The sequence below is a fragment of the Rhizobacter terrae genome (assembly GCF_003852895.1).
GTDB classification, from domain to species: domain Bacteria; phylum Pseudomonadota; class Gammaproteobacteria; order Burkholderiales; family Burkholderiaceae_C; genus Albitalea; species Albitalea terrae.
The window spans coordinates 877,810-899,836 of record NZ_QUSW01000002.1; the positions used below are offsets into that span (position 1 = coordinate 877,810).

14 protein-coding genes are annotated in these 22,027 nt (G+C 67.1%); 8 read left to right on the plus strand and 6 right to left on the minus strand.

What is annotated here, in order from left to right:
- Nucleotides 1-7: 7 nt before the first annotated feature.
- Genes tssK through tagF form a run of 4 tightly spaced genes read left to right on the plus strand, consistent with a single transcriptional unit; the run spans nucleotide 8 to nucleotide 7,005 of the window.
- Nucleotides 8-1,342, plus strand: coding sequence for a type VI secretion system baseplate subunit TssK (tssK, locus tag DZC73_RS11190; protein WP_124540287.1), 1,335 nt, complete (start codon nucleotides 8-10; stop codon nucleotides 1,340-1,342).
- A complete protein-coding gene (locus DZC73_RS11195) occupies nucleotides 1,339-2,712 on the plus strand; it encodes a DotU family type VI secretion system protein (RefSeq protein WP_124540288.1) in 1,374 nt (457 codons plus the stop codon). The genes tssK and DZC73_RS11195 overlap by 4 nt, the downstream gene beginning before the upstream one ends.
- Nucleotides 2,713-2,716: 4 nt before the next feature.
- Nucleotides 2,717-6,283: a type VI secretion system membrane subunit TssM gene (gene tssM, locus DZC73_RS11200; protein WP_124540289.1), complete on the plus strand. Its 3,567-nt coding sequence runs from the start codon at nucleotides 2,717-2,719 to the stop codon at nucleotides 6,281-6,283.
- Nucleotides 6,283-7,005 carry a type VI secretion system-associated protein TagF gene (tagF, locus tag DZC73_RS11205; protein WP_124540290.1) on the plus strand — a complete coding sequence of 241 codons (723 nt, stop codon included), beginning with the start codon at nucleotides 6,283-6,285 and terminating at the stop codon, nucleotides 7,003-7,005. Before tssM ends, tagF begins: the two co-directional genes overlap by 1 nt.
- A gap of 45 nt (nucleotides 7,006-7,050) precedes the next feature.
- Here the strand turns inward: tagF and DZC73_RS11210 are convergent, their stop codons facing one another.
- Nucleotides 7,051-7,914 (minus strand): LysR family transcriptional regulator, encoded by an 864-nt coding sequence (locus DZC73_RS11210; RefSeq protein ID WP_124540291.1) that lies wholly within the window; start codon nucleotides 7,912-7,914, stop codon nucleotides 7,051-7,053.
- Nucleotides 7,915-7,980: 66 nt separating this feature from the next.
- On the opposite strand from DZC73_RS11210, the gene DZC73_RS11215 reads away from it, so the two are divergent.
- Together DZC73_RS11215 and DZC73_RS11220 are read left to right on the plus strand one after the other, a co-directional pair.
- Nucleotides 7,981-9,177: a YbfB/YjiJ family MFS transporter gene (locus DZC73_RS11215; RefSeq protein WP_124540292.1), complete on the plus strand. Its 1,197-nt coding sequence runs from the start codon at nucleotides 7,981-7,983 to the stop codon at nucleotides 9,175-9,177.
- A complete protein-coding gene (locus DZC73_RS11220; protein WP_124540293.1) occupies nucleotides 9,170-9,778 on the plus strand; it encodes a carboxymuconolactone decarboxylase family protein in 609 nt (202 codons plus the stop codon). The genes DZC73_RS11215 and DZC73_RS11220 overlap by 8 nt, the downstream gene beginning before the upstream one ends.
- A 43-nt stretch (nucleotides 9,779-9,821) precedes the next feature.
- Here DZC73_RS11220 and gshA read toward each other — a convergent pair whose 3' ends face one another.
- The gene (gene gshA / locus DZC73_RS11225) at nucleotides 9,822-11,351 is read right to left on the minus strand and encodes a glutamate--cysteine ligase (protein WP_124540294.1); all 1,530 of its coding nucleotides are present in this window, start codon (nucleotides 11,349-11,351) and stop codon (nucleotides 9,822-9,824) included.
- Nucleotides 11,352-11,478: 127 nt separating this feature from the next.
- Nucleotides 11,479-12,327, minus strand: a complete 849-nt coding sequence (locus DZC73_RS11230; protein ID WP_124540295.1) for a class II glutamine amidotransferase — start codon at nucleotides 12,325-12,327, stop codon at nucleotides 11,479-11,481.
- Between the two features lie 334 nt (nucleotides 12,328-12,661).
- Between DZC73_RS11230 and DZC73_RS11235 the strand changes: the two genes are divergently transcribed.
- The gene (locus tag DZC73_RS11235; RefSeq protein ID WP_124540296.1) at nucleotides 12,662-14,404 is read left to right on the plus strand and encodes a hypothetical protein; all 1,743 of its coding nucleotides are present in this window, start codon (nucleotides 12,662-12,664) and stop codon (nucleotides 14,402-14,404) included.
- 62 nt (nucleotides 14,405-14,466) lie between these two features.
- Here DZC73_RS11235 and DZC73_RS11240 read toward each other — a convergent pair whose 3' ends face one another.
- The 3 genes from DZC73_RS11240 to DZC73_RS11250 form a co-directional block, all read right to left on the minus strand.
- A complete protein-coding gene (locus DZC73_RS11240) occupies nucleotides 14,467-14,841 on the minus strand; it encodes a VOC family protein (protein ID WP_124540297.1) in 375 nt (124 codons plus the stop codon).
- A 22-nt stretch (nucleotides 14,842-14,863) separates the two neighbouring features.
- Entirely contained in the window at nucleotides 14,864-15,697 is an 834-nt protein-coding gene (locus DZC73_RS11245) for an alpha/beta fold hydrolase (RefSeq protein ID WP_124540298.1), read from the minus strand.
- A gap of 65 nt (nucleotides 15,698-15,762) precedes the next feature.
- On the minus strand, nucleotides 15,763-16,995 hold the full coding sequence (locus tag DZC73_RS11250) for an MFS transporter (RefSeq protein ID WP_124540299.1): 1,233 nt from the start codon (nucleotides 16,993-16,995) through the stop codon (nucleotides 15,763-15,765).
- 627 nt (nucleotides 16,996-17,622) lie between these two features.
- Here DZC73_RS11250 and DZC73_RS11255 point away from each other — a divergent pair.
- Entirely contained in the window at nucleotides 17,623-21,927 is a 4,305-nt protein-coding gene (locus DZC73_RS11255; protein ID WP_124540300.1) for a hypothetical protein, read from the plus strand.
- The last annotated feature ends 100 nt before the right edge of the window (nucleotides 21,928-22,027 follow it).

Sequence of the window (22,027 nt, forward strand, 5' to 3'; positions counted from 1 at the left end):
AACGCGAATGAGCCTGCACAGCAAGGTCGTGTGGTCGCAGGGCATGTTCATGCTCCCGCACCATTTCCAGCAGGAGTCGCGCCACGTCGACTACACGCTGGACATGCGGCTGCGCGCCACCGGCCCGCACGCCTGGGGCTTCTTCGAGCTCGCGCTGGACGAGAGCCTGCTGGCCGTGGGCCGGCTGGGCCTGAGCCGCGCCAGCGGCATCCTGCCCGACGGCACGCCCTTCTCCATCCCGCAGCACGACGCGCAGCCGGCAGCGCTGGACGTGCCGGCCGACCTGAAGGGCGAGATCGTCTACCTCGCGGTGGCGCTCGCGCGCGAAGGCGTGACGCAAGTCCGCTTCGACGACACCGCATCGGCCGACCTCTTCCGCTGGCAGGCAGTGACCGAAGACCTGCGCGACCACACGAATGCATCCGACGAGCCCGAGCCGGTGCAGACCGGTTCGCTGTGCCTGCGACTGCTGCGCGCCAAGGACGCGAGCGACGGCTACGCGCTGCTGGGCGTGGCGCGCGTGGTGGAGCGGCGCAGCGACCACCAGGTGGTCATCGACCGCGACTACATCGCCCCGCAGACGCGCATCGATGCGAGCCAGCAGCTGTCCATGCAGGCCTCGCTGCTGCACGGGCTCATCCGCCAGCGCAGCACCGCGCTGGCCGGGCGCATGGGCCAGCTCAGCCACGGCGTGTCGGAGATGGCCGACTTCCTCATGCTGCAATCGCTCAACCGCGCCGAGCCGGTGTTCCGCCAGCATGCGCTCGCGCCCACCGCGCATCCGCTGGACCTGTACCTCGCCTGCGTGCAACTGGCCGGCGACCTCGCCACCTTCACCAGCAGCAAGCGCCAGGCGCCGGAGTACCCGCTGTACCGCCACGACGACCTGCATGCGAGCTTCGCGCCGGTGATCGCCGACCTGCGCCGCATGATGTCCACGGTGCTGGAGCGCAATGCGATGCAGATCGACCTGGCCGACCGCAGCCACGGCGTGCGCATGGCGGTGTTCCCGGATGCCGACCTCGCCCGCAGCTCGAACTTCGTGCTGGCCGTGAATGCGCAGATGCCGGCGGAGCAATTGCGCTCGCGCTTCCCGGCGCAGTCCAAGCTCGGGCCGGCCGAGCGCCTGCGCGAGCTGGTGAACCTGCACCTGCCGGGCATCGCCTTGCGCCCGCTGCCCACCGCACCGCGGCAACTGCCCTTCCACGCGGGCTTCCACTACTTCGAGCTCGACCGCGGCGGCGAGCTGTGGAAGCAGCTCGAACGCAGCGGCAGCCTGGCGCTGCACGTGGGCGGCGAATTCCCGGCGCTTGAACTCGAGCTGTGGGCCATCCGGCAATGAACCACGCCGCCCCCCGCTCCGCCACGGACCCGTCCCCGATCAACGACCCGTTCGCCGATCTGGACGATCAACGCACCTTCATCAAGCCCAACCCCGGCGGCCGCACGACGATCACGCGGCCGGTGGAAGCCACGGTCCCGCCGGCCGATGCCGGCACAGCGGACACGGCCCCGCCCGACGACGGCCTGAACCCGTTGGTGGCCTTGGCCAACCGCATGCTGCTGGTGGTGCCGCAGCTGCGCGCGACCCGGCATGTGGACGACCCCGCCGCGCTGCGCAACGCGCTGGCCCAGGGCATCCGCGACTTCGCCGCGCGCGCCACGCAGCGCGGCATCGCCGCCGAGCGTGTGATGGCCGCGCGCTACGTGCTGTGCACGATGATCGACGAGGCCGCCAACGACACACCCTGGGGCGGCTCGGGCGCGTGGTCTCGGCACAGCCTGCTGGCGATGTTCCACAACGAGACCGAAGGCGGCGAGAAGGTGTTCCAGCTCATGGCCCGCCTGGCCGAGAAGCCCGGCGAGAACCTCGACCTGCTGGAGCTGATCTTCTGCGCGCTCACGCTGGGCTTCGAAGGCCGGTACCGCGTGGTTCCCAACGGCCGCGCGCAGCTCGAAGCCGTGCGCGACAAGCTCGCGCAGATCATCCGCCAGCAGCGCGGCGACCATGCCCCTGCGCTCGCGCAGCACTGGCATGCACACCCTGCTGCGCGCCGCGGCATGGCGAGCTGGCTGCCGCTGGTCGCATCCGCCGCGGCTGCGGCGCTGCTGCTCATGGCGGTCTACCTGAGCCTGGCGTTCTCGCTGGGTGCACGGTCCGATCCGGTGTACGGCCAGATCCAGAGCCTGCGCCTCACGCCGCCGGTGGTGGCGCAGCCGCAGCCGGCGCCCAAACCCAGGCTCGCACAGTTCCTGCAGTCCGACATCAAGGCCGGCCTGGTCGCGGTGCGCGACGAGATCGACCGCAGCGTGGTCACCATCCGCGGCGACGGCGCCTTCGCCACCGGCAGCGCCTCGCTGCTGCCCGATCGCGAGGCGCTGATGGGCCGCATCGCCGATGCGCTGGCGCAGGTCAGCGGCAATGTGCTGGTCACCGGGCACACCGACAACCAGCCCATCGCGCGATCGGCCCGCTTCCCGTCGAACTGGCACCTGTCGGAAGAACGGGCCCGCACCGTGCGCGACCTGCTGGTCTCGCGCAACGTGGCGGCCGACCGCATCCGCGCCGAAGGCCGGGCCGATGCGGAACCGGTGGTGCCCAACGACAGCCCCGGCAACCGCGCGATGAACCGCCGCGTGGAGGTGACGCTCTTCGTGGGCGGCCGCACCGACGCCGCCGCCAAGCCTGCCGCCAAGCCGGCCAGCAACTGATGCCATGAAGAAGATCCTCGGCCTCATCTTCAACCGCTGGGTGTTCATTGCGCTGCTGCTGCTCGCCCTGTCGCTGCTGATCTGGATCGTCGGGCCGCTGGTGGCCATCGCCGACGCCCGCCCGCTGGAGACGGAGTTCTCGCGCTGGATGTCCATCGGCGTGCTCGCGCTGCTGGTGGTGGCCCTCATGGCGTGGAAGCAGTGGCGTGCACGCCGGGGCAATGCGGCGGTCGTGAAGCAACTGCTGGCACCGGCCGCCACCGGTGGCGGCAAGGAAGCCGACAGCCCCGACCTCGCCGCCGTGCGCCAGCGTTTCCAGCAGGCCTTGCTGACACTGCGCCGCGCACGCTTCGGCAAGCAGGGCCTGCTCTCCGGCTGGGCCGGCCGCCTGGGCGGGCAGTACCTCTACGAGCTGCCCTGGTACCTCATCATCGGCGCGCCCGGCTCGGGCAAGACGACGGCGCTGCACAACTGCGGCCTGCGCTTTCCGCTGGCGCAGGACGTGGGCGACCACGCGGTACGCGGCGTGGGCGGCACCCGCCACTGCGACTGGTGGTTCACCGACCAGGCGGTACTCGTCGATACCGCAGGCCGCTTCACCACGCAGGACAGCGACCGCGAGAACGACCGCGCCACCTGGGGCGGCTTCCTCGGGCTGCTGAAGAAGACGCGCCCGCGCCAGCCGGTGAACGGGGTGCTGGTCACCGTGTCCATCACCGACCTGCTCACGCGCAGTGCGAGCGAGCGCCACCAGCATGCCGCCACCGTGCGCCAGCGGCTGCAGGAGCTGCACCAGGACCTGGGCCTGCGCTTTCCCATCTACCTGCTGGTCACCAAGTCGGACCTGCTCGCCGGCTTCATGGACTACTTCTCGATGCTGGACAAGGACCAGCGCGCCACGCCCTGGGGCATGACCTTCGCGCTGGCCGACACCGGCACCGCGGCGCTGCAGCGCTTCGGCCCGGAGTTCGATTCGCTGCTGCACCGGCTCAACAACGGCCTGGTCGAACGCCTGCAATCCGAGCGCGACCCGCTCAGGCGTGCCCGGGTCTACGGCTTTCCCGGCCAGTTCGCAGGGCTCAAGGGCGTGGTGCAGGAATTCCTGGACACCGTCTTCTCGCCCTCGCCCTACGAAGCGCAGCCGATGCTGCGTGGCGTCTACTTCGTCAGCGGCACGCAGGAAGGCACGCCCATCGACCGGGTGCTGGGCGCGGTGGCGCGCAGCTACCGGCTGGAGCGCGCGCTGATCTCGCCCAACCAGTCCAGCGGCAAGAGCTACTTCCTCTCGCGCCTGCTGGGCGAGGTGGTCTTCGCCGAAAGCGGGCTGGCGGGCATCGACCTGAAGTGGGAACGGCGGCGCAAGGTGCTGGCCATCGCAGGCTATGCCGCAGTGGGCGTGCTGACGGTGGGCCTCGCGAGCGCCTGGACCCTCAGCTACATGAACAACCGCCGCTACGTCGACGGCGTGGCCCAGCGGGTGGAGGACGTGCGCCGGCTGGTGCAGTCCACGCCAAACCGCGCCTCGCCGGACATCCTGCCCATCGTGCCCGCGCTGGCCGCCACACGTGCGCTCGCCGGCACCAGCGACGACGTGCCATGGAAGCTGGGCTTCGGCCTGTACCAGGGCCCCAAGCTCGACAACGCCGCGCGCACCGCCTACGACCGCATGCTGGTGGATGCCGTGCTGCCGCGCATCGGCCTGCGGGTGGAAGAACAGTTGCGCCAGGCCGGCAACGCGGCCGACAGCGACTACGAGTCGCTCAAGGCCTACGTGATGCTGCACGACGTGGACCACTTCGAGGCGCAGGCACTGAAAGGCTACGTCGAGGCGGACTGGGATGCGCAACTCGGCCGCTCCATCGAGGTCGAGCAGCGCGGCCAGTTGAGCGAGCATCTGGATGCCCTGCTCGCGCAAGGCGCCGCCGTGTCGCCGCTGCCGGAAGACAAGGGGCTCATCGACTTCCAGCGCCAGCGCCTGGCCTCGGTGCCGCTGGCGCAGCGCATCTACAACCGCATGCGACACGAAGGCTTCGGCGCGGACTTCCCTGAGTTCACCGTGGTGCGCGCGGCCGGCAACAACGCGGCGCTCGTGTTCACGCGCGCCAGCAACGCGCCGCTGACCAAGGGCGTGCCGGGCCTCTTCTCGTACGACGGCTACCACCGCGGCTTCCAGAAGGAAGTGCCGCGCGTGGCGCAGAAGCTGGCCGAGGAACAGGCCTGGGTGCTGGGCATCGCGGAGACACCGAAGGACGCGGCCGCCACCGTGCGCGCCGGCGAGCCGCTGGTCAACGACGTGCGGCGCATCTACCTCAACGAATACGCCGCCATCTGGGAGGCCTTCATCGCCGACGTGAAGCTGCAGCCGCAGACCAGCCTGTCGCAGTCCATCCAGATGTCGCGCCTGCTCTCCGCGCCCGACAGCCCGCTGCCGCCGCTGATGCGCGCCATGGCACGCGAGACGACGCTACTGGCATCGAACAACAAGAACATCGTGGAGAAGACCACCGACCGCGCCAACGATGCGCTCAAGCGTTCGCGCGAAGCCATTGCCGATGCACTCGCTTCGCGCAAGGCCGATGCCGGCCCGCCCATCGAGAGCCTGGTGGACGACCGCTTCGTCGGTCTGCGCCGCCTGGTCGAAGCGCCGCCGGGCGGCAAGCCGCCGCTGGACGACACCATCGCGCTCATCGGCGAGGTGAATGTGCTGCTCAATGCGGTGGACAACGCCGTCAAGGGCGGTGCCGCGCCGCCGCCATCGCCCGTGCCGCTGAAGGTGAAGGCCGAGGCCGCGCGCCTGCCCGAACCGCTGCGTTCGATGATGGACAACCTCTCGCAAAGCAGCGCGCACGTCGCGCAGGTGCTGGTGCGGCAGAACCTGGGCAACGAGGTGAAGTCGCAGGTGGGCGAGTTCTGCCGGCAGGCGCTGGCCGGCCGCTACCCGCTGGACCGCGCCTCGCCGCGCGACGCCACGCAGGCCGACTTCGCCACCATGTTCGCGCCGGGCGGCAAGATCGACCAGCTCTTCCAGCAGAAGCTCGCCGCCTACGTGGACACCACCACGCGGCCCTGGCGATTCCGCGCGGTGGATGGGGTACCGCTTGGTACCGATGTCGGCTCGCTGCCGCAGTTCCAGCGTGCGCAGGCCATCCGCGAGACCTTCTTCCCTGCCGGCAACGTGCCCTCGCTGCGCCTGCAGTTCAAGCCGGTGGAGATGGATGCGACGCTCAAGCAGTTCATCCTCGACGTGGACGGGCAGATCGTGCGCTACGACCACGGCCCGCAGATTCCCGCCAGCGTGCAGTGGCCAGGTCCGCGCGGCACCTCGCAGGTGCGGGTGCAGGTGAGCCCGCCCTTGAACGCAGGCGCCTCGGGCATGGTGTACGAGGGGCCTTGGGCGCTGCTGCGCCTCTTCGACCGCGTGACCATCACCGGCACCAACGTGCCCGAGCGCTTCAAGGCCACCTTCAACGTCGATGGCCGCAAGGCGGTGTTCGAAGTCACCGCCAGCAGCGTGCACAACCCGTTCCAGCTGCGCGAGCTGAACGAATTCTCCTGTCCGTCGGGCTTGTGATGACCATGCCCGAAGCCGCTGCGGCTGGCGCTGCGCGCGACGTGCCGGGTTGGTACGGCAAGCTGTCTTCGCTTGGCGACTTCGCGCAGCGCCGCCTGCCGGTGCCATGGATGCAGGCCTGCGATACGTGGCTGTCCAGCGCGATGCAAGGCAGCCGTGTCGCTCTGGGCGAACGCTGGCTGGAGGTGTACCTCACGGCACCGGTGCTGCGCTTCGCCTGGGCGCCCGGCGTGGTGGATTCGATGTGGTGGTTCGGCCTGCTGATGCCCAGCTGCGACAGCGTCGGCCGGTACTTTCCGCTGCTGATCGCGCACCCTCGGATGAAGCCGCCGGAAGACCGGATCGCGCTGGATCATCTGGAGCTCTGGTACGAGCACCTGGCCGATGCGGCGGTGCTGACCTTGCAGGACTCGCAGGGCTCAGTGGATGCGCTGGAGGCCGCGCTGCGCGATGCGCCGCCCTGGCCCACGCCCGGTCGCGGGCCGATGCTCGCCACGCAGCACGACGCGCAGGCGCAGCACCTGCGGCTGGTTCATGGCTCGCCCCTGTCGCACTGGCTGCATGGCGTGGCCGCGCAGGTCCTGGCCTCGGGCCTGCACGGTCGCACGCTGTGGTGGCGCACGACCGAAGCGGGCACGGAGGATTCGGTGGACATCATTCAAGGTTTGCCGGACGGGGTGCGGTTTGCAGATCTGCTGGCCGGGCGGGTTGGGGGACCCTAGCCCCCCTCCCATGCGCCAGCCCGCGCAGCTCGGCCACCTTGCCGATCATTGCGCGACGATGAGTTCCTGCAGACGCAGCAGGGCGGTCGAAGGAGTGCCGTTCCACACCAGGTGGGTGTGACTGCGGCGCACGCGGGCTGGCAACTCATGCTGCTTCACCTCGTTGGCGGCCTTGAGGGACATCAGCAGCGAGCGTGGGACGATCGCGAAGCCCGTTCCGGCCGCCACACACGCGATCATGGCCTGGTACGAAGCAAGCTCCAGCGTCCGCGAGGGCATCAATGCCGAGGCACCGAGCCAGTCCTCCAGTCGCTTGCGATAGGAGCAGCCTGTAGCGAACGCCACCATGCTCATGCCCGCCAGGTCTGCCGCGCGCCGCACCCCAGTCACCTCGCGTGCAGTGATCAGCACGAGTTCTTCCTCGAAAACCTTCAGGCCGGACAGCCTGCCCTTGGTGAAAGGCTCGGAAACGAAGGCCGCTTCGAGCTCGAACTGGGCCACGCGCTGCAGCAAGTTGCCGGTCGTGCCCGTGCTCAGTTCCACCACGACGCTCGGGTGCTGGCGGTGATAGCGCGACAGAACCGGCGCCAGCCGGCTGCCGGCTGTGCTCTCCAGCGACCCGATGCGCAGGACGCCCATCGGGCGGCCCGTGCGCAGCTCGTTCTCTGCCTCGTCGGCAAGGCGAAACAGGCGCTGTGCATATGACAGGAGCAGCTCGCCTTCCGGAGACAGGACCAGGCCACGGCCCTGCTTTCGGAACAGCGCGCGGCCCAGGCGCTGCTCGAGCTGCTTGATGCGCGTCGTGACGTTGGAGGGCACGCGACTGAGCTTGTGCGCCGCCCGGAGCACGCCGCCTTCGGTGGCCACGGTGCGGAAGATGTCCAGGCTGTCGAGGTCGATGCTTCTCATGGCGAGAACAGTTCTCCAGATTAATTCACTTGTTCGTCGTTTCGATTTTCGATGCAATGGGTGGTCATGACAAGCCAAGAGCGCCCCATCGCACCTGCCACGCTGGCCCTGGCCGGAGCGCTCAGCCTCGCCGCAGCGATGGGCATCGGTCGGTTCGCCTTCACGCCGGTGCTGCCCTTGATGCTGTCTGATGGCATGTTGGACGTCGCGCAGGCCGGCTGGATGGCCGCCGCCAACTACGCGGGCTACCTGGCGGGCGCGCTCAGCGCCGCCCGCCTGCCGCTGCGCGCAGGGACGATGGCCGTGCTGGCGCTGCTGGCAACCTCGATCCTGACCGTCGCCATGGCCTGGCCGCTGCCTGCGATCTGGCTGCCGCTTCGCTTCCTGGCGGGTGCCGCGTCGGCCTGGGTCTTCGTCTCGACCAGCGTGTGGTGCCTGGGCGCGCTCGCGCAGCAGGGGGCCGGCAGCGCGAGCGGCTGGGTCTATGCCGGTGTCGGCGGTGGCATCGCGTTGGCCGGTTTGCACTGCCTGCTCGCAGCCGCGGCAGGTGTCCGTTCGGCGCCGCTGTGGCTGCAACTCGGCGGCCTGGCCCTGTTGCTGGGGCTGCCCGCCTTCCGCGCCATCGCCAGCCTGCCGCCGCGCGCGGACGCGGCCCCGGCGCCAGCCGTGGCCGACGGGTCGGATGCCGAGGCGTTCGGCACGCGCGGTCTCGTGGTTTGCTACGGGATGATGGGATTCGGCTACATCCTGCCGGCCACCTTCCTTCCCATGCTGGCTCGCACCGCGGTCGACGACCCTCGCGTGTTCGGCCTCGCCTGGCCGATCTTCGGCTGCACGGCGGCACTGTCCACGCTGTTCGCCGCGCGGCTGCTGCGGGATGCGACGCGCCTGAAGACCTGGGCAGCCTGCCAGCTGCTGATGGGCCTGGGCGTGCTGCTGCCCGCCCTGCGGGTGAACCTCTGGACCATCGCCATGTCGGCCTTGCTGGTGGGCGGGACCTTCATGGTGATCACCCTGGCCGGCGTTCAGGAGATGCGCGCCCGCGCTCACGGGCATGTCGCGCGGCTCGTCGGCCGCATGACTGCCGCCTTCGCGCTCGGCCAGATCGCCGGGCCCATCGTTTCGGCACCGCTGCTGCGCACCGGCCCGCAGGGCTTGTCGATTGCACTCGCGGCGGGCGCCGCGGGCCTGCTCGCCACGGGCGCCTGGCTGTGGCGCACCGCTTGCGAACAACCACCGCTGGAGATGACTCGCCATGGCTGATTCCGTTTCGCTTCCCCAGGGCTACACCCGCGGCGCCGCCGAGCGCCTCCCCATGCCGCCTGCGCAGGCGTTGGATGAGTCACAGCGCGCCGCGGCACAGGCACTGCTGGACGGCCCGCGCAAGGGCGTCTATGGCCCCTTCGTGCCGCTGATGCGCAGTCCGCAGCTTCTCGACCGCGTCGCCAACTTGGGCGAGCACTTGCGGTTCCACAGCTCGCTGGACGCCAGGGTTCGCGAGCTCGCCATCTGCGTGGCGGCCCGCCATGTGAGCAACCAGTTCGAGTGGGTGATGCACGCGCCGCTGGCGGTGAAGGCCGGCGTGTCGGCACAGGCCATCGAGGCGCTGCGCCAGGGTGCCCGGCCTCGCCACCTCGCCGCCGATGAAGAAGACGCCCTCGACTTCGCACAGGAACTGCTCAGCAGCCATGGCGTCAGCGATCCCACCTACCAGTCCGCGCTCGCCCGTTGGGGCGAGAAAGGCGTGGTCGAACTCACGACCCTGATCGGCTACTTCGCGATGGTCTCGTGGCTGATGAACGTGGCCCGCACGCCGTCACAAGCCGGTGCCGCAGGGCCGGGCATCGACGCCTTTCCGTTGTAGTTGCATGGGCAAAAACTGCGGACATTCGATTGGCCGGACCAGCCTAGGGCTGCAATTGCCGCGGCGAAAGGTAGTGCTGCCGGAAGGCCTCGAACGACAGCCGGTCCGAGGCCTCGACGACGGCCTGCTCGCGACGCGATGCCTCGGCGAGCGCGTGGAAATGCCCGGCGGCGGCGTCTGACCATTCGAGCCCCAGCAAGGCCCGCCGTGTTGCTTCGCTGCACGAGCGGACGAAGTCGAGGTGCGAGCCTGCGAACTCGGTCGCCATCGCCGCCAATACGCGCGCTGACGGAAGCTTGCTCGGATCCGCCAGCGCCGCGCGCGCGGCCTCGAGAGCCTCGTGGTGATCCGTTCCACCGACACGTGCGTCGAGCCGGGCCGCGATCGGGACGAACTCGTCGAGCAGCTCCTGGCCCCACTCCACAAGGCTGACCTCGTGCCCGTCGCGCTCCAGCCGCAGCCCGGGCTCACGGCCACGCGCGGACACGGCCTCCTGGTTGCGCGCCAGCGCGGCGCATTCATCCGGCGTGTCGGGCGGGCTGTCAGCGAGCAGGCAGTGCAGCAGAAAGATGTCGAGGAACCGGGCTGTCGCCGGCGCGATGCCGACCGGCACGAAGGGGTCGAGGTCCATGCAGCGCACCTCGATGTATTCGACGCCGCGCTCACGCAGCGCATGAAGCGGACGCTCGCCCTTGTTGATCACCCGCTTGGGCCGGATGGTGCCGTAGAACTCGTTCTCGATCTGAAGCAGTGTCGTGGAGAGCTGCCGGTATTCACCGTCGTCACCCTGCACGCCGATGGCCTCGTAGGCCGGGTAAGGCCGGACCATCGCTTCGTGCAGCGACGCCGCATAGCTCTCGAGGCAGTTGTAGCTGACGGCGAGCGCCGCCTGTGCGTTGCTCTGGTAGCCCAGGCGCCCCATGCGCAAAGAGGTGGCGTGCAACCGTCCGAACGTGCCTTCGGCCAACGGCTGCAGGCTGTGCTGCCGGTCGGCGACGAAGCTCGCGTCCACGGCCGGCGAGGCCCCGAACAGGTAGATCAGCAGGAATGCGCGACGGCGGAAGTTCCGGATCAGCGCGAAGTAGTCGGCCGTGCCGATGCCCGGCATGGACCAGTTGTAGTGAATCCCCGAGATCGTCTGCATGCGCCGGCCGTAGCGGTGGCCGATCCCGACGCGGTAGACGCTCTTCGCGCGCCCGATGTTCGACGTCCCATAGCGGGCGATCGGAATCTGCGCGTCGGGCGGCAGGCGGCAGGGCATGCTCGCCACCCACAGGCGCTCGTCCTCGATCGCCCGGTAGACGAACTGGTGGATGCGCGTCAGCTCCTCCAGGCAGGACTCGGCGCTGCCGTGCACGCCGGTGATGAGCTCGACCTGCGACTCACTGAAGTCGGTGGTGATGCACGGGTGGGTCAAGGCCGAGCCCAGCGCCGCCGGATGAGGCGTGAGCGCCAGGTGGCAGTCGGTGAGCACGCGCAGCGACTCCTTCTCCACGCCACGACGGATGCCCGCGAGACGGTCGTTGGGAAGCGAATTCAGCCGCTCGAGGATGCGTGGGGTGGTGCCTGCCATGGGTCGCGTGGTTGCAATGAACTCGCGCAGTGTCGCTGCGCGCTCCAGCGCCCATCATGGCGGAAAGTGTCACTTCCGGCGCGCGCCCGAGGCGATGTCCCTGGGAGCGGCGCTTCCGGAGGGTCGCTCAGGCAGCGAGGACCGAGGCGATGGCAGGGGCCCCGCGTGCCGACTCGACCCTGACGGGAAGGCGCTTGGGCGCAGCCTGCCATACCTGCTCGCCGTCGACGAAGACACGCAACTCACCCTCGGCAAACGGCGCCCAGGGCTCGTTGCGGGTCAAGGGCTCGGTGGCCACCAGCACCATGCGATCGTGCGGACCGTTGGCGGCGCCCAGGTCGAGCGCCAGGTCACGGTCCACAAGGTGAGCCGTCGCGAAGGGGTGCTTGCGCTGCACGGCGTGGAGCCGCGTCGCACCGTGCGCGTACATCGCCTGTCCGTCGGAGAGGACGAAGTTGAACACCCCGTGGCGAGAAATGTCAGCGGCCAGCTCGGCAACTACCGGGGCGAGCACCTGCCAGCCCGGCGCCACGCGGCGGCGGAACCGGCGGCGCAGCTCCTGGAGCATGAAGCAGAACGCCCGCTCGCTGTCGGTGTCACCGACCGGCAGGTGGCTGCCGTTCATGCGGGGGTGGAAATCCTTGAGGTCGCCGTTGTGGCAGAACGACCAGTGCCGCCCCTGCCACTCGCGCACAAATGGGTGGCAGTTGGACAGCTGCACCGACCCTTGCGTGGCCTTGCGGATGTGCGCGAGCACCGTCCGTGCGCGGATCGCGTGCTGGCGCAGGAAGCAGGCCAGCGCAGCGTCGCTGGCGCGCCCGTCATCCACGAAGTGACGACAGGCCGCGCCATCATGGAAGGCCAGCCCGAAGCCGTCGGCATGCTCGCCGGTCGCGCCACCGCGGGCGGAGAATCCGGTGAACGCGAACGTCACCTCGGTCGGTGCATTGCTGTTGAGTGCGAACAACTGGCACATGGAGTGGCGAACGACTCGGGCTTACATTTGGTTGTCGAGCCCCCACCTCGAAGCATGCTTCATGCCGGGATCCAGGCTTTCCTGAGCAGGCTGTGAGTCATTTCACGCTCAGCGGACGCAGCGCGTGGACCATGCGCCCGAAGCAGGCGGTGTCTCGCTGGCGCGATGTGGCTGGTCAGTGTCATGTTGCATGACCTGCTGCATGCATCGCCACCACTTCCGAGGGACGCCCTTCGCATATCGACAGCCGGTCTCCTTCTTTGGCCGGACTTGGCTCTTCTGACATCCTTTCGCAGACGAGCCAACTCCTGCGGCGCCATCCGCTGAGCACTTCATGACACGCCCAATCGGCAAATCGCCCTTCGTCCCGCAGAGCCCGACCGGCGGGGACGAGATCGAGATGCAGCAGCCCGAGCGGGGCACGACCGGTGCCTCGCCGGCACAACACCAGGCCCTGCAACTGCGGCCCCGTGACCATTCGGGCCCCCTTCCCATCGATCGGGCCATCGGCGCAACGTTGTCGGAGACGCATCTGGAGCGTGCGAAACGCGTGCTCGGCCCGCGCGCTCCGTTGAGCAAGTTGCGGCGCCTCGCCCAGGGCACGGACATCGTGCAGCTTCTGCAGCGCGGCGACGACCGCAATTACCTCGGCGAATTGGCGACCGAACGAACCCTCGCTCGCCGCTGGGTCGACCAGATCGACGCGGACCTTGCAGCTCACGCGGCGCATCTCGATGCTGACGTGCACCACCAGCTCAGCTCGGCGTCGCAGAACCTGCGCCAGGTCATCGATCAGGTCGATGGCAGCATCGGCGCGCGCATGGCATTGGTCGGCGTCTTCCTGGCGCTGGCCGCCTACCCGGTGGCGCTGACGATGTTGGCCGATCCTCAGGAACGGCGCAGCTTCGCCCTGCTGCTCGCCTCCACGACCAAGTCGGCGACGGTGGTCCTCGGCGAGGTGGCGCGTGCGACCACGAGCATGTCCACCGTCACCGACGTGGCAAAGAACCGGCTCTGGGCGAACATCGAGCAAGCCCTGCTCCTGACACCGCACGCCACCCGGACAGAGCTTGGCAAGGCCCTGTCCGAGAGCACCGCCTACAACGTCGGGATCATCTTCGCCTCGTTTGCGCTGCTGGTCGCGGCGTTCTGGGGGCCGCAGCTGGTGCGCGGGATGGTCAAAGGCGTTCGCAATCAGGTCCATGGCAAGCCTACGCCCGCCACCGACCCCGGCACGCTCGACATGTTGCGCAGGCACCGCACCACCGGCCGAGTCCTGCACGAGCAGATCACCGATTTCACCTCCGCATTCCGAGACGCTGACGGCATCATCACCCGTGGCGCGAATGCGAAGAAGTCAGACATCCTGTCCGCGATGGAAGACATCACCAAGCTGTTCGCCCAGGCTGCGGGCGATCCTCACCAGAAGCTTCCAAACAAGGACTTCGTGCCCAAGGCGATCGGGAGCGCCGCGGCGATCGCCATCAACACCGCGGCCATCATGACGTTTCTCGGCGAGGACATCGCCGTCGCCGACATGGCGGCGGACGACGTGTTCACGGCCTGCTTCCTGTCGGGGATCACGATGGACCCCAACAAGGACGCCCACGACGTCTCCAAGGGCTTCCAGGACTGGGTGGCGCTCAGTGCCTGGCTGATACCCACGATGAGCATCAACGCCGCACTGCGCAATCCCATCGCGAACGACACACGCGCCTTCAGTGCTTATTCGGTGGTGCTGCCGCTGGGCAACCTCGTGTTTTCGGCCTGGATCGGGCGCGGGCTCTCCGCGGCGATCGGCTGGGGGTTCGAGAAGTTCCGCTCCGGTGACGCCGCCGGCGGGCAGCGCGCGATCCAGGAGGCGGCCGCCTTCGCCCGGCGCATGGTCGAGGTGGGCCTGCTTGATCCTGCAGCGCTCGGCGAAGAGCCCACGCCGGATCAGCAGCGCCTTCTCGACAGCATGCACCGCGCCATCGGCATGACAAGCATCGAGGCCGGCGTACCGCAGGAGCAGCGCGTGGTCGAACTCGACGACGAAGGCAGACCCATCCCCGTGAGTGGCGCAGCCCCGTCTTGACGGCGCCGGTCGTCTGCGAACAACCTTCAGCGGGTTGTCACGGAGCCATCACCCACGCATCTTCATCCCTCCGCCTTGTGGCACACCGCCTCGATGTTGTGCCCATCCGGCGCGATGACGAAGGCCGCGTAGTAGTTGGCGTGGTACTTCGGACGCAGGCCGGGCGGGCCGTTGTCCTTGGCGCCCGCCTCAAGCGCCGCGCGATAGAACGCATCGACCTGCTCGCGGCTCTGGGCAGCGAAGGCCACGTGCAGGTGCGCCGGCTTCTCCGTGGTCTTGAACAGGCACAGCGACACGCCGCTGTCGCAGACGAGCTCGATGCCATAGGCCGGGTCCCCTTCGGAACCGGCAGTCACACCCAGCGGCGCGAGCGCCTTGAGATAGAAGGCCTTGCTGGCCTCGTAGTCGCTGACGCCGAACTTGACGTGGTCGAACATGGGGTCTCCTGAAAAACAAGCCTCAAGGCACGTCCTTGGGCGGTGCCTCGCCGCGCATCCACTGCACGATGGCGCCCACCACCGGCGCCTCGATGCCGAGGTAGCCATGGGCACTGAAGGCCTCGCAAGGGTCCGAGCGCGGGGCGTCGCCGCCGTGCGCGCTGACCAGCGTGCGCCCCGACGCCACGCGCCGGGCCATGAAGTATGGCGTCGCCTGGCAGGCATCGTCGGCATGGTGGACAAACAGCAAGCGCGAGTGAATGGTGTTCCAGTCGAAGCCGGAGACGCCGGCACCGCCTCGGGTGGCGTTGAAGACAGTGGAGGTCAGCACGACGCCCGCCACCGCATCTCCCAGCGCCGCACCCGCATAAGCCGCGGAGACGGTGCCGCGACTGGTGCCGACGAGGTACACCGGCAAGGCCGGAAAGCGCCGCCGGAGTTCGCCGACGACGGCACGGACGTCGTCGGCATGGCGCGGGCTCATCCGGTAGGCGTCGCTCATCGATGCGATGTCCGTGGGCACGTCGATCACGGCCGTGGCCACGCCGCGCACCGCGAACAGCGCGCGTGAACGGACGAGGAAATTTCCGCCGGGGCGGGGAATGCGCTGCAGCAGGCCCACGGCCCCACCACCGCCGTTGAAGAGCACGGCCGCCACGACAGGTGGCCGGCTCTCGTCGCGGCTCACCAACACCGGCAGGCGCGCGTCACCGGCGCTTGGCAATTGCACGAGGTCTTCGACCACATCGGCGCGAGATGGCGACGCTGCCGCCATGAGGCCGGCGAGCACCAGCGACCATGCGAGTGCCCTGGGCACCACGCGGCGCTCGGGAGCGGAGCATTCGGCAGCGGTCATGTTCCGGGGCGAGAGCGGGGGTGCACGAGTATGCCGCCGCGCTGCCCTCCCCCGGGACGGCCGCGTCACGCCAAGGCCATCATCGGCTGCCGCCTGGGCAGCCGCGTGAACGCCAGTGCCGACAGGCAGGCGCCGACGCCCAGCGAGAACGCGCCGATGAACAGCCATGCATAGCTGGAGGTCGAGTCGTAGATCAGCCCGCCGACCACGGGGCCCAGCGCCATGCCCAGGCTGCTGGCCGTGGTGGTGCCGCCGATCACCGTGCCCATCATGCGCAGCGGGAAGTGCTCGCGGGCGATCACGGCGAACAGCGGCATGACACCTGCATAGGTGAAGCCGAACAGCGCGGCCACGGCGTAGAAGCTGCCCAGCTGGCGAGCGAACACATAGCCCAGCACCACCACTGCCTGGGCGAGCAGCGCCAGCACCAGCACGCGCGCGGCGCCGAAACGATCGCCCAGCAGACCGAACACCAGCCGGCCGCCCATGCCCGCGAGGCCTTCCATGCTGTAGATCGACACGGCCGACATGAGCGGGATGCCGCAGGTCACGGCGTAGCTCACCGTGTGGAAGATCGGCCCCGAGTGCGTGGCGCAACTGAGGAAGCTCGTCAGCACCAGGATGAGGAAGGGCGTGGAACGCAGGGCCTGCCCGACGGACAGGGCCGGCTCCTGCGCGGCGCCGGAGGGCGCAGCCGCGGGCGCCTGGGCCAGCGCGGGCGGGCGGCGCACCAGCAGCGACACCGGCACCATGAGGGCGGCCACCAGGGCCGCGATGATCTGCAGCGAGGTGCGCCAGTCGTGCGTCTGCACCAGCCAGGCCGCCAGCGGTGACATGATCATCGGCGCCATGCCCATGCCGGCCGACACCAGCGACACCGCCAGGCTGCGCCGCGTGTCGAACCACCCGGTGACGCAGGCCATCATCGGCGCGAAGATCGCCGCGGCACTGAAGCCCACGACCACGCCGAACAACAGCTGGAAGGCCAGCAGCGACGTCGCCAGGCTGGACAGCGCGAGGCCGGCGGTGAGCAGCAGCGAGCCGGCCAGCACCACCTTGCGCGGGCCCACCCGGTCGGACAGCGAGCCCCAGGCGATGCTGCCGACCGCGAGCGCGATGAAGGCGAGTGTCATGGCGGTGGAGATGCCGGTGGTGGACCAGCCGGTGTCCTGGGCGATGGGACGCAGGAACACCGGGAGGGAGAAGAGGCCGCCGATGGCCACGCAGCCGAGCAAGCCGCCGGCAGCGACGATGAGCCAGCGGTAGTGGGGGGATGTGGGGGTTGGCGAGATGGGCATGGGGGGTCCTTTGCTGGGTCGGAGGGGTGGGAGGCGGAATGAATCCGGCGCTCTATGACTACGACGAACAGCGAAGGGGGAAATCGACAATCAGTTTTGGATTTGCATGGAAGGTGCGGGGCGGCAGGGAGGCTGGCTATCACATGATGCAGCGCAACATCTGCAGGAGCTTGGTTTCCGCCGCTGAGGTGATGAGACCAGCCAAAGGTCACAACCGCTGCATCACTGCTGGGTTGCCGTCGGTGGGGCAGGCGCCTGCTTGTTCTGTCGCTGCCACTTGCCTCCCGTTTGGCGTTAAAAGATGACGGGGACTGTCTGTACGAACCCTTCCGCTGCGGCTCCGTCATATCGGTGGCGGACGCCGTCGTCCGGGGTAGCCTTCAGCTGCACGGGACACGGCTTGGGTTGGTCGCTAACATCGTGGTTGGGCAGGCGCTATCCGACGTCCGCGAGCGTCGAGGGAAGACGTTGCGACTTATGCAGCCAACCATTGGCACCTCTTTGAAAGCATGTCTGCGGCTGTATTGACGCTCCTTCTTGGTTGTTCAATCGGATCCATGTGAGGCGCTGGTAAGTCGCCGCCGCAAAGAACAGCAATCCGCCGTAGTCACCGTTGCAGGACGCAGAATGTCGAAATCGCAATCCGCCGCTACAACAGAACGTACGAACGTCTCGGGCGGAAGTGCCGCAGCGGGCGGGATGAACCTGCATGCCCGCGTAGCCGCGGTGGCTGCAGTCCATCTCCTAGGGCGCCGGCCGCTTGGCTGGCTTAAGGAGCTGGAGGTCGACGTCCCGGTTGAGATCTGGTGCGAGACCAACGGGCCAGGTGACGATCTGCGGTTCGTCCTTGCAAACGAACTGGTGGTAGAAGCCCAAGCGAAGAAAGGTCTGACGCGGGGAGAAGAGCTGTGGACGGCGCTCGACGCTCTAGCCCGTGGCGTTCATCGGCGGGAGATTGCCTACGGCGCGCTGGTGGTCGACATAGATGCCAGTACCACCATCCGCCGAGGGCTCGCACGGGGAATCATACGTCTGGGCGAAGGTCGCGAGGACTCGCTTGACGACATCACTTGCGAGTTCAAAGCCCGGCTGGAGAACGCGGGGTTGCCTGTGCAGATTGTTTGCGGCAGGTTACGTGTGGTCGTCGTGCACTGCGCCGATCACGATGACGCTTCAGAACATGCGGCCAAAATCGATCTCCTGCGGCTGTGCGCCACTGAGCGTGACGCCGCCAGTGCTTGGACGGAGATTCAGCTTTCCGCGCACGGCCTCATCGAACGGCGCGGTAGATGGACCGCTGAGGCGCTGTCGGGAATTTTGAAGGCGGCTCGCGTCCAGCTTGGGGCGATACCTGACGAAAGCCCCCCCGAGGCCATGTCCGGTTGGGTGTGGGAGCAATTGGACGAGGTTTCTCAGTATCGAGGCTATATACAAACCTTCCGGCAACACTATCTCATCTCGGAACAGATGGCCGCGCAACCATTCGGTGGCCGCGATGTGGAATGCCAGCGGCTGGATACGTGGCTCTCTGACGCAGCTGCGCCCAGCCGGCTCCTGATATGCGCTCCGACCGCACGCGGCAAGAGTGCACTACTGGTTCAGTGGACCGAGCGCCTTGAATCAGATGCTACATGGGCCGTCGTTTTCGTACCGATCAGCCTTCGGTTCGGTACCGACCGGCCGGCAGTCTTCTATGCGCTGTTGGCGGCACAGCTGGCGCGCGTGCTGCAGGTCAAGCTGGCGCCGCCATCCACTGATCTGGACACTTATTACCAGGGGATATCAGCAGCACTTCTGATCCAAGCGGCGAACGCGTCCCGGCACGTGTTGATCGTAGTGGACGGCTTGGACGAGGCCCACGGAGCAAGCTTCAACCCAACGGTGTTCCCGCCGTCACTACCGCCGAACATCAGAATCCTGGTTAGCGCCCGCGAACAAGCTGGCGATCGTGGTCCGAAGGGCTGGCTAAGGCGGCTGGATTGGCAAGGCGACGCGCGGGCCATCTCAGAAGGTCTATCGATACTCGATCAAAAGGCAGTTGTTCCCATTCTCGAAAGTGTGGGAATCGCGAAGGAAACTGTAAGCGACGCTTTGAGCGATCGACTGATGGTGTTGTCGGCCGGTGAGCCATTGCTTCTAGCCCTGTATGCAGAGGATCTGAGTGCCATAGCGAAACGTGGAGGTCACATTAGCGCAGAGGTCCTGGATGGCCTATTGCCGGGCTTTGCCGCCTATTTTTCACGAGCGTTCGATGCCCAAAGCTTTGCGGAGGAGCATGGTGGCCAAGAGTCAGTGGACACGACCTTAGCTGTTCTCGCGATGGCCCAGGGACCTCTCGAAGCTCCACATCTCACCGACCTAGTCTGCGAGCTCTGCCACCTGCCCCGCCCCGCCGCATCGGACCGATTCGTCAAACCGCTTAGGCGGTTTATCGCTGGCGACGGACGTGCCGATCATGGATATGTGTTGAACCACCCAAAGCTCGGCGAGTATCTGCGCGAGGAGCGATTTGATTCATCCACTCTGCAGTCGGTGGAGCATGCCTTCCTTGCTTGGGGCCGGGACGTCGCCAAAGGCCTCGACACAGACTCGAACGCGCCGGCACCGGCGTACGTTCTACGGCGCCACGTACATCACCTGCGTCGCGCAGGAACCGCATCCCTGGATGACATCGAACTTCTACTGACCGATGGCTGGAGGCAGGCTTGGTTTCGCATGGACAAAGACTACGTCGACTATGCGGATTCATTGCTTGTTGCTTCCGCAGTGATGCAGCCTTGCGCAATCTATCGCGAAGAGGCAAGCCGTGCGCTACGGTCAAAAATCAAGATCGCCCTGGCAGTAAGCAGCGTCAAGTCACAAGGCATCAATATGCCGAGCCAACTGCTGGCCATGGCGCTTCAAGAACAGTTGATTACCCAGCGGCAGGCACTCAACGTCGCCGAACTCCAGGCATCCGAGAACCGTATCGGCTACATGCTGGACCTCGCCCCAAATTTACCCGCCGCATACTCAGAACGCTTGCTGTCGGACGTTCTTCAGACCGAAAACGTTGAAAACCGCAACGATCAGTTGGCTCGCCTGGCACCACATCTTCCAACGCCCCGCAGAGAAGAAATCATCGAGCGCGTCCTAGCCTGGCTGCATGCGGATACCAAGCCGCGAATGGGGAGCATCGCAGCGCTCGCGCCGTCCCTGGACGATGTGCGGCTTGAGGACGTCCTGGTCGATGCAATGTCGAAAGCGCTCACGAAGCAGGATGCTGCCTCCACAGCTCCGTCGCTGATTCCTGTCATCGCAGCTCTGCAGGGGCGAGATTTAGCTGGACTCGCGGAACGCTTCTTGGATCAGTGCCTGCGTTGGGTCGACGCCGCCTCTGATCTGCTCCTGATGGTAGAAGCCTTGGGGATGCTCGCCGCCCAAGTTGGTGCAGACCGGCTGGAACCGCAGGTCCTTCGTCTCGTGCCGCAGATCAAAGCAATGGAGGCATCCCACGCAATGCACGCGACCGCGCCGTGGGACATCCAAGCACATGTGCGGCAGGAGCGGCTCAAAAGAGCGTCAGCGACGCTTGCCGTTCTGGCGATTCATCGTTTGCCGGCGGAGTCTTACAAGACGAGCCTGATGACCGCTTTGGCAGCCCTGTTCGTGCCGGACTTCTGGGCGGTCGACTCGCTAGTACACGTCGTGCCCGTGGTTCGGGCCGATGCACGTCAGGAGATTGTGGCCATAGTTCGTCAACTTGCCTTGAACTTACCGACTGCGAATAACCGCACTCATGCTCTGATGCAACTGGCCAGGGCTGCGGAGCCACCTCTGCGTCAATCAATCATCGGACAAGCACTCTTCAATGCGCGTCGCATTGAAGACGACTATTCGCGCGGCTTGGCACTTGTCTCCCTCTTCTCCACATTGCCTGCGGCGGACAAGCAACGCGAATTCGGCGCTCTACTAGGTGACATCCACAAGGTTAGCTATGTGTTGCACTTCGGAGAGTTGCTCCTGCAGCTGTCGAACCAACTTCCGGCAGGAGACGCACTGGCAGATGCTGGACTTGAAGCGATTCGAAGAGCACAAGACATCAACAATGGTGTGAGCACCATGCTCAGGGAGATGGTGCGCGTTCCGCCGCACAAACAGGAAGCCATCTTCCGTGAGTGTTGGCAGCGCATTCTCACCCGATCGGACGATTTGTCCGGATTTCAGTTCGGCATGGCCGCACGCTATGCAACAGATTTCTGGACAGCCGGAGAACTGGAAGTGGTGCGTAGAGAACTGGCAGGCCTCGCCCCTATTGTTCGTACGCATGTACTCTTATCCTTGCTGCCAGTGGCGGTGCGACTCGGTGCGCACGATCTCGTTGATCAGGCCATTGAGGACATCGCAGCGCAAAAGGATCCCAACGATGGTGTGTCTTACATGGTTCAAGCTATCAGGTACTTGCCAGCAGACGATCCGCGTCGAAATCTGCTTCGCCAGAACTGGTTCCTCGCAGTGAACTCCGACAAGCCGCGCATCAGCTCACTCACCGACGCCCTAGAACTGATGGATCCCGAGGACCAGGTACTCGCATGGCCGCGCATCACAGCGTGCGCTAGAGCTGCATCGGAAGCTAGTCCGCTCGCACGTCTGTCGCTTGCGGCCAAGAGTCCGGTCGAACGCGCAGAGCTGCTGGAGGCTTCCTTGACCAGCTTGGCCTCGGAAAAGGCTGACAACCGCATCCCACAGGCCGCGCAAGTTGCATTGACATACAAGACGACGGAAGTGAGATGGCGGGCCTTCGATCTCATGACCGCCACGCCGGCCGTCTCGAGGGCGACAGTCATTTCGGCACTGCGGCTCGTCGCATCGGCGCTCGCAGAAGTCGGAACAGCCTCGTTGACGCAGGCGTTGATGAACGACGTTAGGCAAAGCGCTGATTGGTGGCCATAACGGGCTCTCGAATCGTCAAGGATTTCTGTTGCCCGCGAGTTAGTTCAATGGCGGCTATGCGCAATCCAGTGGTCATCCGCTCCTCTCAACGGCCCGCAAG

Excerpts from the sequence above, each read along its gene's own strand:
- DZC73_RS11240 (WP_124540297.1), bottom strand. The coding sequence starts at position 14,841 with ATGTTCGACCACGTCAAGTTCGGCGTCAGCGACTACGAGGCCAGCAAG.
- tssK (WP_124540287.1), top strand. The coding sequence starts at position 8 with ATGAGCCTGCACAGCAAGGTCGTGTGGTCGCAGGGCATGTTCATGCTC.
- DZC73_RS11230 (WP_124540295.1), bottom strand. The coding sequence starts at position 12,327 with ATGTGCCAGTTGTTCGCACTCAACAGCAATGCACCGACCGAGGTGACG.
- gshA (WP_124540294.1), bottom strand. The coding sequence starts at position 11,351 with ATGGCAGGCACCACCCCACGCATCCTCGAGCGGCTGAATTCGCTTCCC.
- DZC73_RS11220 (WP_124540293.1), top strand. The coding sequence starts at position 9,170 with ATGGCTGATTCCGTTTCGCTTCCCCAGGGCTACACCCGCGGCGCCGCC.
- DZC73_RS11235 (WP_124540296.1), top strand. The coding sequence starts at position 12,662 with ATGACACGCCCAATCGGCAAATCGCCCTTCGTCCCGCAGAGCCCGACC.
- DZC73_RS11210 (WP_124540291.1), bottom strand. The coding sequence starts at position 7,914 with ATGAGAAGCATCGACCTCGACAGCCTGGACATCTTCCGCACCGTGGCC.
- DZC73_RS11250 (WP_124540299.1), bottom strand. The coding sequence starts at position 16,995 with ATGCCCATCTCGCCAACCCCCACATCCCCCCACTACCGCTGGCTCATC.
- tagF (WP_124540290.1), top strand. The coding sequence starts at position 6,283 with ATGACCATGCCCGAAGCCGCTGCGGCTGGCGCTGCGCGCGACGTGCCG.
- DZC73_RS11195 (WP_124540288.1), top strand. The coding sequence starts at position 1,339 with ATGAACCACGCCGCCCCCCGCTCCGCCACGGACCCGTCCCCGATCAAC.
- tssM (WP_124540289.1), top strand. The coding sequence starts at position 2,717 with ATGAAGAAGATCCTCGGCCTCATCTTCAACCGCTGGGTGTTCATTGCG.
- DZC73_RS11255 (WP_124540300.1), top strand. The coding sequence starts at position 17,623 with ATGTCGAAATCGCAATCCGCCGCTACAACAGAACGTACGAACGTCTCG.
- DZC73_RS11245 (WP_124540298.1), bottom strand. The coding sequence starts at position 15,697 with ATGACCGCTGCCGAATGCTCCGCTCCCGAGCGCCGCGTGGTGCCCAGG.
- DZC73_RS11215 (WP_124540292.1), top strand. The coding sequence starts at position 7,981 with ATGACAAGCCAAGAGCGCCCCATCGCACCTGCCACGCTGGCCCTGGCC.